Annotated in this window: 13 protein-coding genes and 1 tRNA gene; 9 read left to right on the forward strand and 5 right to left on the reverse strand. The window is 58.5% G+C overall.

The genetic code is table 11. The features are described from left to right. Positions 1-4 precede the first annotated feature (4 nt). From K529_RS19530 to K529_RS19540, 3 genes are all read right to left on the reverse strand, one after another. Positions 5-2086 carry a type VI secretion system Vgr family protein gene (locus K529_RS19530; protein WP_046002838.1) on the reverse strand — a complete coding sequence of 694 codons (2082 nt, stop codon included), beginning with the start codon at positions 2084-2086 and terminating at the stop codon, positions 5-7. Positions 2087-2596: 510 nt separating this feature from the next. Beyond that, the gene (locus K529_RS19535; protein WP_005674652.1) at positions 2597-2983 is read right to left on the reverse strand and encodes a carboxymuconolactone decarboxylase family protein; all 387 of its coding nucleotides are present in this window, start codon (positions 2981-2983) and stop codon (positions 2597-2599) included. Beyond that, a complete protein-coding gene (locus K529_RS19540) occupies positions 2980-3960 on the reverse strand; it encodes an aldo/keto reductase (protein ID WP_046002839.1) in 981 nt (326 codons plus the stop codon). The genes K529_RS19535 and K529_RS19540 overlap by 4 nt, the downstream gene beginning before the upstream one ends. A gap of 90 nt (positions 3961-4050) precedes the next feature. Here K529_RS19540 and K529_RS19545 point away from each other — a divergent pair, with 90 nt between their 5' ends. Further along, on the forward strand, positions 4051-4953 hold the full coding sequence (locus K529_RS19545) for a LysR family transcriptional regulator (protein WP_046002840.1): 903 nt from the start codon (positions 4051-4053) through the stop codon (positions 4951-4953). Positions 4954-5009: 56 nt separating this feature from the next. Beyond that, entirely contained in the window at positions 5010-5534 is a 525-nt protein-coding gene (locus tag K529_RS19550; RefSeq protein ID WP_227512349.1) for a glutathione binding-like protein, read from the forward strand. Positions 5535-5586: 52 nt separating this feature from the next. On the opposite strand, the gene K529_RS23290 is transcribed toward K529_RS19550, so the two are convergent. Next, positions 5587-6374, reverse strand: a protein-coding gene (locus tag K529_RS23290; protein ID WP_157888506.1) for an IS5 family transposase whose coding sequence is annotated in 2 segments (ribosomal slippage) — positions 5587-6038 and positions 6038-6374 — 789 coding nt in all. Because the reading frame shifts where the segments join, the coding sequence is not laid out codon by codon here. A gap of 576 nt (positions 6375-6950) precedes the next feature. On the opposite strand from K529_RS23290, the gene K529_RS19565 reads away from it, so the two are divergent. Continuing rightward, positions 6951-7574, forward strand: a complete 624-nt coding sequence (locus K529_RS19565) for a tyrosine-type recombinase/integrase (RefSeq protein WP_005661526.1) — start codon at positions 6951-6953, stop codon at positions 7572-7574. A gap of 80 nt (positions 7575-7654) precedes the next feature. On the opposite strand, the gene K529_RS19570 is transcribed toward K529_RS19565, so the two are convergent. Beyond that, a tRNA-Ser gene (locus tag K529_RS19570) sits at positions 7655-7744 on the reverse strand. A gap of 287 nt (positions 7745-8031) precedes the next feature. On the opposite strand from K529_RS19570, the gene K529_RS19575 reads away from it, so the two are divergent. The 6 genes from K529_RS19575 to K529_RS19600 all read left to right on the forward strand — a co-directional run bounded on the left by K529_RS19575 (position 8032) and on the right by K529_RS19600 (position 13602). Next, the gene (locus tag K529_RS19575) at positions 8032-8937 is read left to right on the forward strand and encodes an SPOR domain-containing protein (protein ID WP_046002776.1); all 906 of its coding nucleotides are present in this window, start codon (positions 8032-8034) and stop codon (positions 8935-8937) included. Between the two features lie 62 nt (positions 8938-8999). Beyond that, positions 9000-10181: a D-alanyl-D-alanine carboxypeptidase family protein gene (locus tag K529_RS19580; protein WP_046002775.1), complete on the forward strand. Its 1182-nt coding sequence runs from the start codon at positions 9000-9002 to the stop codon at positions 10179-10181. Then, entirely contained in the window at positions 10178-10822 is a 645-nt protein-coding gene (gene tmk / locus K529_RS19585) for a dTMP kinase (protein ID WP_005644292.1), read from the forward strand. Before K529_RS19580 ends, tmk begins: the two co-directional genes overlap by 4 nt. Then, complete coding sequence (locus K529_RS19590) at positions 10819-11940, forward strand: DNA polymerase III subunit delta' (protein ID WP_046002774.1); 1122 nt, start codon at positions 10819-10821, stop codon at positions 11938-11940. Before tmk ends, K529_RS19590 begins: the two co-directional genes overlap by 4 nt. 61 nt (positions 11941-12001) lie before the next feature. After that, on the forward strand, positions 12002-12805 hold the full coding sequence (locus tag K529_RS19595) for a TatD family hydrolase (protein ID WP_005614837.1): 804 nt from the start codon (positions 12002-12004) through the stop codon (positions 12803-12805). After that, positions 12805-13602: an MBL fold metallo-hydrolase gene (locus K529_RS19600; protein ID WP_005614840.1), complete on the forward strand. Its 798-nt coding sequence runs from the start codon at positions 12805-12807 to the stop codon at positions 13600-13602. The genes K529_RS19595 and K529_RS19600 overlap by 1 nt, the downstream gene beginning before the upstream one ends. Positions 13603-13611 lie beyond the last annotated feature (9 nt).

Consider the following 13611-nt stretch of genomic DNA (forward strand, 5'->3'; position numbering starts at 1 on the left):
TCCCTCAGTTGAGGTCGATCCGGCCGCCCTTGACCGTGACAGTTTCATCGCCTTCAATGGTAACCTTAACGCCCTTTAGGTTGATGACGCCGTCTTCGCTCATCACCAGCTTCGACTTGCCCACCGTGACCTCAAACACCTTGCCAACAACAACGGACTTGTTGTGGCCGACTTCTTCAAACGCGCCGATCCCGATGGATTGATTAAAAACGCCCCCCACAACCGTCTGATAACCACCGCCGACTGTGACGGCTTTGCCTGCTCCGACGACTTCTGTGGAACTGACCATCACTGTTTCCGCCTTGTTTTTGGCAACGCCGATGATCAGGTTACCTTCGCCCATGTTGAGTGCATCCGGCAGGCCAAGCTTGCTGGTCATGTCTCCGATCGCACTGGTGAATTTCTTAAAGGCTGAGGTCACCGCAGACTGCAGCTTGTTTGGCCCCACCATCAGAGTCATGTTGCCGCCGATTACCTCGTGATGGTTGTTTCCGACCTCGATGGATTTGTTGTTCCCGACGGACTCGGACTGGTTGCGGTCCACCCGTTTGGCGCGGTTGTTCTCGATATGCAGTTCGTGATCTTTTTCTGCGTGCAGGTAGATCTTTTCGTTATCCGTGGCGTCTTCGAACGTCAGCTCGTTGAAGCCAGAGCTCTTGTGGCTCTCGCTGCGGAAGACGGATTTCGTCTTGTGCTTGGGTAACTCGTAAGGTGGCCGGTTCTTGCCATTGTACACGCAGCCAGTCACGATCGGCTTGTCGGGGTCGCCGCGAAGATGCTCGACAATGACCTCCATGCCGATCCGAGGGATGACCATGCCACCCCAACCCTTCGACGCCCAGTTCTGGCTCACTCGAACGCGCATGGTGTGCGCGCCATCGAGATCCCAGTGAAAGCGGCATAAAATGCGACCGTGTTCGTCGCAATCAATCTCGCCTTCGCCCACCACAACTGCAGTCTCTGGTCCCTGCACTCTTGGCCCTGCTGTGCGGCGTTCGGGGCGAAACGGCGCGTCATCAGGGGTCAGCACATATGCTCCGTCATAGGGCGCATCATCTGCTCCCGCACTCCCAGACCCATAAGCCTGCGCCCTGAACCGATGGGTAGCCTTGAGGCACACGAATGTGCGCCCCGTCGCATTGGGAACGTCATCCCCGGCCAGTGTGACGCGCCAGCCCGCGCCGAGGGAGACCACATCGCCCTCGGCTCGGTGGCGTGGGGCCTGACCGCGCTCGGCCTCGAGACGGCGCGACACCACCCCCCGGCCTTCGCCCTGATTGAGGTAATCGCCGGGCCAGTCATAACTTTCGATATCGCCGCTTGGATGAGACGCATCAGAGAGCTGATCAACTTCCTGCGCCGATGTGGGGATCTTGAAATTATACTCCGTCAGCCGCACCGCGCCGGTGGTGATCCGCTCGGTCGCGGACCAATGGCAGAAGTGTTCTTTCTCGTGCCGGTGATAGCCTGCGACACCAAAATACGGGCGTGATGACCCTGGAACCTCGGGCAGGCTGATCGCCGCATCGGTGAGCAAGAGCGTGTGTGATCCCGCTTCATGTCGCCACGACCAGGTTATGCCAAAGCGCTCCAGCTGACGGCGGATGAAATCCGCATCCGACTCGCCATATTGGACGGTGTACTCCAGCACCGGGTAGTCATCCATCACCCGCAGCTCAAGGTGAGGGTTGCCCAGTGCGGCGTAAGAGCTGAGCACCTCTTGCACAATCTCGATGACGGTTTTGTTGTGAAAGATCCGCATGTTGCGCCGCAAGTTGGCCACATGCAGCCACGGACGCAAAGTCAAATCATAGCGAAACCCGTTCTCGAAGGCCCCGCGTTGCTCGGCTTCGCAGACGATCCCGTCAAAGGCCCGCACGCCTTGAGCATGGTTGATTTCAACGGTGGCATGGGTTCCAAGAAGAGCGCTGAGATCGAGAGTGTTCTGGGTTGAGAGCGCTTCAACCCGCCACTCGAAATCCCCGGAAAGCTCCTCCGTGCCATCCATCCGCAAAAGCACAAGCGCGTCGGATCCCAGCACAGTTGTCAAACGCCCGAGCCGGGCATCCTGAGTGAATACATTCATAAAATACAACCCCAGAAGTTGAGCGAGAGCATATCTGCCTCGCCTTAAGGATCAAGAGTTGAGAGTCCTTACCAGTGGGGAAATTCACGAAAGCTCAATCACAACAGAGTGACGTCAGCCCACCTCCCTACTCGGGTAGCCCACGTGAACTGTTGGGCTAAATTTCATCACCGCGTTGAACAGAGTGTTTCGTGCGCCAGCCACATACAGACAAAAATTATTTTTTGTCTATAACTCCTCAGATGCTCAGCTGTAATCAGTTTCCAAGCTTTGTGATATCCTAAGCGCCAGCAACCACGCCCAAATGTCGCCCGCGGTGGCAAGGTCTAGGCCACTTTGTTTTCCTCAGCCAGTTAGCCACAGTTACCCGATGTGACGGTCGCTGCAGTGCAACCAGTCACAACAGCCACTTGCAGAGTATTCAAAATCGTGCTGGCTGCGGAGTGGCAATGTGTGGGCCTTTTTGCGTTCGCTACATGGTCCACGAATGACAGCGATGCCGATCTCCAGTCAGGCTTTACCGGCGGCTTCAAACGCCTTCTTCGCCGCCGTGATCGCGTTCATGCAAGCAGGTACACCGGCATAGACGGAGACCTGCAAAACGATCTCGACAATTTCCTCGCGGCTTACACCGGTATTCATCGCCGCGCGCATGTGGAACTCAAGTTGCCCCTGCGCGGTGCCCATGGCCGCAAGCATGGCGATGGTCATCATTTCGCGTGTCTTGAGGTCAATTCCGTCGCGGCCCACGACGTCCGCGAAGGCGTAGCCGAGGACGAGTTCTGTCGTGTCTGGGTGGAACGCCTCGAGATTGCCTTGCACCCGTTCCGGTGCTCCCGGCTCAAGACTTTCGAGAAGGGAAAGGGCGCGGGTCAGGCGATCGGATGGGGCGCTCATGCGTCCACTCCTTTCATGCCTTCCGCAGTGTAACGGGCACCCGAGACCGGCCGCTCGGCAAGGCCAGCATCGATGTCGGCCAGATCGGTGTCCGAGAGCACAACCTCCGCCGCTCCTACGTTGTCGCGCAGATATTTCGACTGCTTCGTACCGGGGATAGGGACGATGTCCTTTCCCTGCGCGAGAAGCCAGGCGAGCGCCAACTGCGCAGGTGTGCAGTCCTTCCGCTCCGCCACCCCTGCGACGAGATCGGCGATCCGGCGGTTCGCCTGCGCCGCATCGTCCTGGAAGCGGGGCAACGAGGCGCGGAAGTCCCCCTTCTCGAACTGACCATCCTGGAAGCGCCCCGTGAGGAAACCCCGACCGAGCGGCGAATATGGCACGAACCCGATGCCCAGTTCGCGGCACGTGGGCAGGACCTGGGCTTCTGGTCCGCGGGACCAAAGGGAGTATTCTGTCTGCACCGCTGTCACCGGATGCACGGCATGCGCTCGTCGGAGCGTCTCGGCGCTGACCTCGCAGAGACCGATCCGCGCGATTTTGCCCTCGTCGACCAAGCGCGCCAGCCCCTCCATGGTCTCTTCGATGGGTCGACCCTGCTCGACCCGGTGGACGTAGTAGAGGTCGATCCGCTCGACGCCGAGGCGTTGTAGCGAGCCCTCGCACGCCTGCCGCGCATAGTCCGGCCCGTTGTCCAAACTGCGCCGATACTCGCCTGGTGCGCGGACGATCCCGAACTTCGTCGCGACCTTCATGGGTGACGACGTTTCGCTTAAGAAACGACCGATCAGCTCCTCGTTGTGGTGCGGACCGTACATGTCCGCTGTGTCGAGAAAGTCGATCCCGAGTTCGGTCGCCTGGTGAAGGACGCGCAGGGATGTGTCGTCATCACGAGGCCCGTAGAACTCACTCATCCCCATGCAACCAAGGCCGAGCGCCGAGACCGTGAGGTCAGTGCCGAGTGTCCGTCGTTCCATGTCTCTCTTCCTGTCTTGTGCAATCAACAGGGGTGTGGCATTTCCGATGAGGTCAGGAAATGGCCGTAAACGGTAACGGGAATTCCGATTATGGAAAGGCAGAGACTGGTTTGGGATGACGTCTCGGTGTTCCTCGCCGTCGCCCGGTCGGGCTCACTTAGCGGCGCAGCCGCGGCGCTTTCCATCGGGCTGGCGACCGTTTCCCGGCGGGTCCAGCGGCTGGAAGCGTGTCTCGGAGACCCGCTCTTTCTGCGGCACCACACGGGCTACCGGCTGACCGAAGAAGGCGCGGCTCTGGTCGAGCGCGCCGAAGAGATGGAAGCCGCAGCGCAGGCCTTCGGATCGGGCCTGCCGGAAGAGCCGGAGGTGTCGGGAACCGTTCGCCTTGCCACGGCCGAAAACCTCGCGACCGCGCTAATATTGCCTGAATTGCCGCGCCTGCGCCGCGCCCATCCGCGCCTGACGCTCGAGATTGCCACCGACATTGCCACCGTGAACCTGCACCGCCGTGACGCGGACATCGCGCTGCGAATGACCAGGCCCGACCGTGGGCATGTCTCGGTGCAGCGTATAGGAACGCTTGGATACGGCCTTTATAGCGCGCGGTCGTACATGGAAGGCCACGCCGGAGGTTTCGAAGTCGATCTCGAGCGCGACGAGCTCATCGCTTGGGCCGAGAGGTACGGCCACCTTCCTGCCGCCCAGTGGGTCGAGCGTGCCCTTCGTGGTCGGGCACCTGCGGTCGTGACCACCTCGCTTGCAGCCCAGGTGACGGGCTGTGTTTCGGGATTGGGCCTCGCCGTGTTACCGCATTTTCTGGCGCAGCCGCGCGACCTGGTTTGTCTCGACGCTGACTTGGGCATCGACCAGCCAATCTGGCTCGTGACGCAAACTGATCTGGCGTCCTCCCGTCGGGTGCAGGCCGTCGCGAGCTTCTTGCGCGAGATCGTGTCGGAACACCGGGGCGCTCTTAGCGAGGCTCGCACACCTTAAGCGTATTCTCGGACTACCGCGCGATCAACCCCAAGGGCTATGTTCCGGCCCTGGGCATGGACGCTGGAAGTGTTCTGACCGAGGGGGCGGCGGTTTTGCAGTATATCGCAGACAGCAGCCCTGAAGCAGGTCTGGCCCCGGCGGCAGGCACCCCGGCGCGCGCCCGGATGCAGGAACACCTCAACTGGATTGGGACCGAGCTGCACAAAGCATTCGGCCCGCTATTCCGCGAGGGCACATCCAAGGCCGGCAAGGATGCCGCGCGTACCGCTGTTGCGGGCAAATTCGATTTCATTGAAACCCAGCTCGTGGAAGGCCGTGAATGGCTGGTTGAAGACCAATTCTCGGTGGCGGATGCCTACCTGTTCGTGGTCTCAAACTGGGCGAATTTCACCGGTATCGACCTGGCCCGCTGGCCCAATCTGGCGGCCTTTGTGAACCGCAGTGCTGCCCGCCGTGGAACAGATTCACAAGACTGCAAACCTCGCTACAAACTTTTCAGCAACTCTCAGAGCAACGCGCTCTGGCGCCCATGCCGGTTTCGTCGACGATCCAGTAAACTTAACAAATCAGTTAATTGAAGAATAATTCGCAGTCCAATCTACATTAAGGTGAAAAGTACTCCTGCTTAGGTCATGTTGACAAATGGCGCACCCAGAGCCGGATGGATGTGATGTCGATGAACCCGAGGTAACTTTCTGCAGTTTTGTCATACCGGGTAGCAACGCGGCGGGCGTTCTTGAGCTTATTGAAACACCGTTCGACCAGGTTTCTCAATCGATACAGCCCATGATCCACGCCGACGCGCATCTTGCGGGTCTTTCGCATCGGAATTTGGGTCAGGATATCACGTTCATTCATGTTTTTCCGAATGCGATCAGCATCATAGCCCCGATCTGCCAGTAGCACTTTCGGCTCAGGCAGATTATCAGACATGACGAGATCAAAACCAAGGTAGTCCGAAGTTTGCCCCGGTGTGATGTCTGTTCTCATGGGCAACCCGTGCGCGTTGACGCGGAGGTGGATCTTGGTCGTGAAGCCACCTCTTGAACGGCCAAAACCCTGTCTCGGAGTCCCCCTTTTGCGCCCGCTGCTTGATGATGCGCGCGAATAACAGTGCTGTCGATCATTTGGAGAGCGTTTGGAACGGCCCCGCTTTGGTTCAAGGCTTCGAGTATGTCCTCCCACAGCCCAGCCAACGTCCAGCGCCGGAATTGGCGGTAAACACTGGACCATTTGCCAAACTCTTCGGGCAAATCTCGCCAAGGTGATCCGGTGCGTGCAATCCAGAATATCCCATCCAGTACAAGGCGATGGTTGGTAGGCTTGCGCCCATTCCGGGCTCGGATCGCAAGAATGAAGTATTCAAACAGCGACCACTCGTCGTCGCTCATCAGGTTTCGGGGCAAGCTGATCTCCATAGCAGATACCAGCTTGAATCACGTCGAAGCCCCAGTGTGAATCCCTTTTGTCAACATGTCCTAGATTTGTAGCATTTGGAATAGTTGCATGGGTATTCGCCACTCAATCATCTGATGCGACTTTCTCTAAGACTTACATTTCATCTTATGAGTTGTGGATAAATTTCGCTGGGGTTTTGGCTATATTGTCAATATCTTGTGATTATTTCCAGTATCTGTGCGCATATTTTTCCGTAAGGCATGCCCTTACTCGAAAAGATTTTGGATATAAATACAACAGAAACCACCCTGCTTACGTGTTGCAAGTAACATGCTTCATTACGAAGCAAATATCGGTGGGTGCCGCATCGGTTCGCGTCGCTACAACCTTCGCCCTACATGTTTTTCTCAATTAGAATGGCTCCTTGCCGAATGGTTTCTGGAATAAAATCAGAAATCCTGATCACCCCCTCCCACTGAGCACCTCGACCTTGCCACCACAATCCAGCAGCGCACGCCGATCCCGCGCCCACAGGAGCTCCACCTCCCTGTCTGACAACCACCGCTCCGGCACGCTTTGCAAATTATATTCCCCATATGCTGTCGATCTTGTTTGAGCATGCTATCGATCTGGATTGGCAGCGCGAGAACCCGGCAAAGGGCATCGCGAAGATCAAGACCGGGGAGGGGCACAAGCCATGGCCAGCCTCTGCCATCGAGGCCTATCGCACGGAAGCAGATGGCCTTGCGCTCCTGATTTTCGAGCTCGCTCTGGGCACGGGGCAGCGCGCATCGGACCTCACAAGAATGAAGTGGGAGCATATCGAAGATGGGGGCATTTGGGTCACTCAAGGTAAAACTAAGGTGCGGCTTTGGATCCCATTCACCAAGCAGCTCACTGGTGTACTGGACGGGGTTGATTCCTCAGAGTCGCGCTTCATCCTGACGGGCGAGTCGGGGCACCAGCTAAATTATGATCAGTTGCAAAAGCAGGTTATTCGCGTCCGTAAAGCTGCTGGTCTGATGGATTATTCCCTCCACGGGCTCAGGTACAGTGCTGCGGGCGAGTTGGCTGAAGCTGGCTGTACAGATCATCAGATTGCGGCAATCACAGGCCACAAGAGCCTCTCCATGGTGCAGAAATACTCCAAGGGAGCGAACCAAAAACGCCTCGCAAAAGAGGCCCAAAACCTACGAGAACAAAAATGGGGCAAAACGTGAAAGTGGGAAACTTTGTGGGAAACTGCCAAGTTGTGGCCGTTTCCGAGATCTGCATTAAAGTTTGTAACCCATTGATTTAATGGCGGGGAGACAGGGATTCGAACCCTGGGAACGCTCTCACGTTCAACGGTTTTCAAGACCGCCGCATTCGACCACTCTGCCACCTCCCCGGTTCTGCAGATCGAACTGTGGTGCGGTTTAGGGCGCAAGCGCACCGGTGGCAAGGAGAAATACAACCTCTTTGCTCAGATCTTGCGAGAATGACGCGCAATCCACCGCCCATTGAAGGGGATAAGCCAAACGTCAGGGTTTCCATACCAAAACACTGCGTTTATGCTTTGTGCGACGATGCAGGAGACCGGAAAATCGGCAACCATCGAACCTTGATTTCGTCAGGGGATGGATGCGTCGAGGCGAACACAGGTGATGACGGACCATGAGCAGGCAGGATACGCGCATGAGCGATAGGAATACGGACCCGGCAAACTGCCCCAGACGTGTCTCAAAGGGTATGGCACTTGCGCTTGCAGGTGTGCTGGCGCTGGCGGGCTGTGAAGAGGGGGCGAACCTTTCCTTCCTGCAACCCAAAGACAAGGGCGCACAAGGGGCACCAAGCAACTCTACCAAATTGGTTGAGCGTGACGTCGAAGCGCCGGATGTGTTTCAGGTGACCGAAGCGGGTTTGTGGGACGGGCGTCCGTCCATTGGCGGGGTTTGGGTTGCGCATCCTGACGTCAAAGATCCTGAACGTGTTATTATTCGCAACAATGCCAATGGAAAATTCGTGATTGGCGCCTTGTTCCGCCGTGAACGCGCTATTCCGGGGCCACGGTTGCAGGTGTCCTCTGACGCGGCAGCAGCGCTGTCGATGCTCGCAGGGGCGCCGGTGGAACTGAATGTTACTGCGCTGCGTCGCGAAGCTGTTGAAGAAACACCTGCCGCATCAGACATTCCCGAAATCGAAGGGCTGGACGAGAGCCCGCAAGTGGCCGCGTCTGCCGCCGTTGAAACTGAGACGCTCGATCCGATCGCGGGCGGCGCCGCAGCCGCCATTGAGGCAACTGCACCCGCGGCAACGCCTGCGCCAGCCAGCCCGAAACCGGCCGCACCTGCGCCAGCGCGCTCTGCTTTGACCAAACCTTATATCCAGATTGGTATTTTCAGTGTCGAAGCGAATGCCAAGCGCACTGCGGATCAGATGCGAAATGCGGGTATCATCCCGACCATTTATGAGCAATCATCCAATGGCAAAGCCTTCTGGCGCGTGGTCGTTGGGCCTGCGCAATCCAAAGGTGAGCGCACGCAGCTGTTGAAAGCTGTGAAAAGCTCAGGCTTTGCCGACGCCTATGCCGTGACAAACTGAACCGGGTCTCATCGACCCGAACCAGCATAAACAGACAAGCGCTCCAAGGGAGGACCTCCCCCGTGACTATTCGCTTTTTTTCCGCAACCTGCTTTGGCGCTTTGGCCGGGCTTTGGCTTGCGAGTTCCACGACGGCTCTGCAGGCTTTTGAAACCAAGGCCCGAGCGGCCTACGTGGTCGATCAGGGCACAAATACTGTGCTTCTGAGCAAGAATGCTGACGTGCCGATGCCGCCAGCCTCCATGTCAAAGCTGATGACCCTTTATGTTGCTTTTGAGGCGGTGCGTGATGGGCGTCTGACCATGGATGAACGTCTGCCCGTCAGCGAACACGCGATGAGCTACAAAGGTTCGACCATGTTCCTTGATACCACCGACCGGGTGCGGGTTGAGGATCTGTTGCGCGGAATTATCGTGCTTTCAGGGAATGACGCATGTGCGGTGATCGCCGAAGCCCTGAGCCCCGACGGCACCGAGGCAGGCTTTGCCCGCTACATGACTCGCCGCGCGCGTGAGCTGGGCATGAGCGAGAGCACATTCATGAATTCCAACGGATGGCCAGACCAAGGCCACGAAATGTCCGTGCGCGACCTTGCTATTCTGGCGGAACATCTGATCGAGGATTTCCCCGAATTTTATCCGATGTTCTCCGAGCAGGAGTTCGCCTTTGATGGCCGCGCACCATCCAACACGCGCAATCGCAATCCGCTGCTGCAACTGGATATCGGTGCGGATGGCCTCAAAACAGGTCACACCCAAGAAGCGGGCTACGGGCTTGTAGGATCTGCCAAACAGGGCGACCGGCGCGTCATTTTTGTGATCTCAGGCATGAACAGTACACCTGAGCGCGCAGAAGAAAGCGAAGCGATTGTGAACTGGTCGTTCCGCCAGTTCACCAAGAAGACCATCGCACGCGAAGGTCTTGCAGTGGAGCAGGCAGAGGTGTGGATGGGCGATAGCCCAACCGTGGGGTTGGTGCCCGCAGAAAATCTCGAGATCCTGCTTCCGGCGCTTTCAGGTGATGCGATCAAGGCCGAAGTTGTCTATACCGGCCCTGTTACCGCGCCGATTCAGGCCGGTCAGCAGCTTGCCGAATTGGTTGTCAAACCCGAAGACCTGCCCGAAATGCGCCTGCCACTGGTGGCGCAAAGCGATGTGGGGACCGGGGGGTTCCCGGTGAAGGTGATGACTGCGGCCCGTGTTCTGGTGAAGCGCTTCCTGAATGGTCCTGAGGACGCGACGTGAACCAATACCAAGGCCCCGGCCTGTTCCTGACCTTCGAAGGTATCGATGGGTCGGGCAAATCGTCTCAATGCCGCCTGCTGGCGGATCATCTGTGCGGGCTGGGCCGCGAAGTGGTGCTGACGCGCGAGCCCGGCGGCTCTGCCGGTGCCGAGGAAATCCGCAGCCTCGTGCTGGAGGGTGATCCTGACCGCTGGTCGGCAGAGACCGAGATCTTACTGTTCACAGCTGCCCGCCGTGACCATCTGGAACGCACAATCCTGCCTGCGCTTGCAGCAGGCAAGGTTGTCATATGTGACCGCTTTGCCGATTCCACGCGCATGTATCAGGGTCTGTCCCGCGGTGATTTGCGTGCCACCGTCGACAGTCTGCACAAGCTGATGATCGGGCGCGAGCCGGATGTTACGATATTGATCGATATGGATCCCGAAACGGGCCTTGCGCGGGCCAAGGGGCGGCAGGGAACAGAAGAGCGGTTTGAGGATTTTGGCCTCGCGCTGCAGGAAAAGATGCGCGCAGGTTTCTTGTCGCTGGCCGATGAATTTGCGGATCGGTTCCGCATTGTCGATGGAGCACAGGACATGAACGCGGTTGCAGCGGATATTGCACGCATCGCTGAGGCGGAGCTGGATCAGCGTTCATGAGCGAGGCCGACGATCTTCCGCGTGCCGATCAGGCCGAGGGCGCGCCGCACCCACGCGAGACGGTGCGGCTTTATGGTCATGCGCAGGCGGAAGCGGATTTTTTACACGCATTCTCGTCGGAGCGGTTGCATCACGCATGGTTGATCATGGGGCCGCGCGGTGTTGGCAAAGCCACCTTGGCGTGGCGCATTGCGCGTTTCCTGCTGGCAACTCCCCCGATGGAAGAGGACGGTTTGTTTGGTGCGCCACCGCCGCCGAGCAGCCTTGACATTGATCCGGACCATCCGGTGAGCCACCGCATGCAGGCTCTTGCGGAGCCGGGCATGGCGGCAATCACCCGCAGCTATAACGACAAAGGCCGCCTGCGCGATCAGATCGTTGTGGACGACATCCGGGTGCTGAACCGGTTTTTTGGCCTGTCCTCGGCCGAGGGCGGACGCCGGGTGGTGATCGTCGACAGCGCGGATGAGATGAACGTCAATGCCGCCAATGCCTTGCTGAAAATGCTCGAAGAGCCGCCCGCGCGCACCACATTGCTGCTGATTTCGCACCAGCCCTCGCGGCTGCTGCCGACGATCCGGTCGCGCTGTCGGACGCTGCGGCTTGGCCCGCTTCAGCCCGACGATATGCAGGCGGCCCTGGAACAGGCCGGGGCGCCATTACCAGAAGACCCGACCCACCTTGCCGCCCTTGCGGCGGGATCAGTGGGGGCTGCGATGCGGTTGCTGTCGCTGGAGGGGATGAAGCTCTACTCTGAGCTCTTGGCGATTATCGACAGCCTGCCAAGGCTTGATCGCCAACGCGCCATGGCGCTTGCTGAAAAGGCAGCCGCGAGAGGGGGGGCAGAGCGGTTTGAGCTGATGTTGACCCTCATTGATGTCTTGTTGGTGCGCTTGGCGCGCACGGGGGCGACGGGACAGGCACCGATGCCGGAAGCGGCGCAAAATGAAGGCGCGATTTTGGCGCGTCTGTCGCCCAATCCGCATAAAGCGCGGGCATGGGCGGATCTTGCAGCCACGGTCACCGAACGCACCCGTCACGGTCAGGCGGTGAACCTTGACCCTGCTGCCTTGGTCCTAGATACGGTATTCAAGATGCAGGACACCGCGTCGCGCTGAAGTATTCCCTCTGTGCGATCGGCGGCAGAACCGCGACAGCTTGAACGCGACAGAGGCAACTATGACGACCCCGCAAATCACAGACAGCCATTGCCACCTCGATTTCCCGGATTTTGACGGGGAACTTCCAGAGGTTCTGGCCCGTGCGGCAGAGGCTGGCGTGACCCGTATGGTCACCATATGCACCAAGCTCAAAAATGAACCCACCGTGCGGGCGCTTGCCGAGGCACATGCGCCAGTGTTCTACGCGGCGGGGACTCATCCGATGAGCGCTGCCGAAGAGCCGCTCGTGACGGTGGATGAGTTGGTGGCACTGGCACAGCACCCGAAATTTGTCGGTATCGGCGAGACGGGTCTGGACTATCACTACACAGGTGACAGCGCCGAAATTCAAAAGCAAAGCCTGCGTATTCATATCAAGGCTGCGCAAGAGACCGGATTGCCGCTCATTATCCATGCGCGCGCCGCAGATGAGGATATGGCCCGCATTTTGCGCGAAACACATGCAGAGAAAGCCTACTCCTGCGTGATGCATTGCTTCTCTTCTTCGGCTGAGTTGGGGCGCGCCGCGCTAGATCTTGGGTTCTACCTGTCGATGTCCGGCATCGCCGCCTTCCCCAAGAGCCAGGAGTTGCGCGACATTTTCGCCGTTGCGCCCATCGACCGCATTCTGGTGGAAACCGACAGTCCCTATCTTGCGCCGCCGCCCTATCGCGGCAAACGCAATGAACCGGCCTATACCGCCCACACTGCCAAGGTCGGCGCAGAGGTGTTTGGCTTGGATTACGCGGAATTTGCAGCCCGTACGCAGGAGAATTTTGACCGATTGTTCTGGAAAGCCGCGCAATATGAGGCCGCTGCCTGATGCCGGAGTTGCGTTGCACGATCCTTGGATGCGGGTCTTCTGGTGGGGTTCCGCGCCTTGGCGGTCATTGGGGGGACTGCGATCCCGAAAACCCAAAAAACAGTCGCCGTCGGTGCTCCATGCTGGTGCAGCAGGACGGGCCTGAGGGCACAACCACGGTGCTGATCGACACCAGCCCCGATATGCGCAGCCAATTGCTGGATGCTGGTATCGGACGGCTTGATGCGGTGGTCTACACCCACGCGCATGCAGATCATGTGCATGGGCTGGATGACCTCAGGATGGTCGTTTTCAACATGCGCGAGCGCATCCCGGTCTATGCCGACGCGCCGACCAAGACCGACCTGCTTGATCGTTTTGGCTATGCTTTTATTCAGCCCGAAGGCTCCAGCTATCCGCCCATTCTGGAGATGCGCGATATCGACGGCGCGTTTGAGATTTCGGGCGCAGGCGGGTCCATTCCATTCATACCGTTTTTGGTAAACCACGGCGGGATTGATGCGCTGGGATTCCGGATTGGCGATCTGGCCTACCTGCCTGACGTCGCCAAAATTCCCGAGCATGTGGTGCCTGTGCTCGAGGGGTTGGATTGCTGGGTGATCGACTCATTGCGCCGCACACCTCATCCGACGCATTTCTCCTATCAGGAGGCGCTGGCGTGGATTGATCGTATGCAACCCGCCCGTGCGGTGCTGACCAATATGCACATCGATATGGATTACGACACGGTCGAGGCCGAGACACCTGACCACATCACGCCCGCCTTTGATGGCATGGTGATCCACAGCGATTATTGAACAAAAAGA

It is taken from the genome of Tritonibacter mobilis F1926 (genome assembly GCF_000376545.2).
GTDB lineage: Bacteria > Pseudomonadota > Alphaproteobacteria > Rhodobacterales > Rhodobacteraceae > Epibacterium > Epibacterium mobile.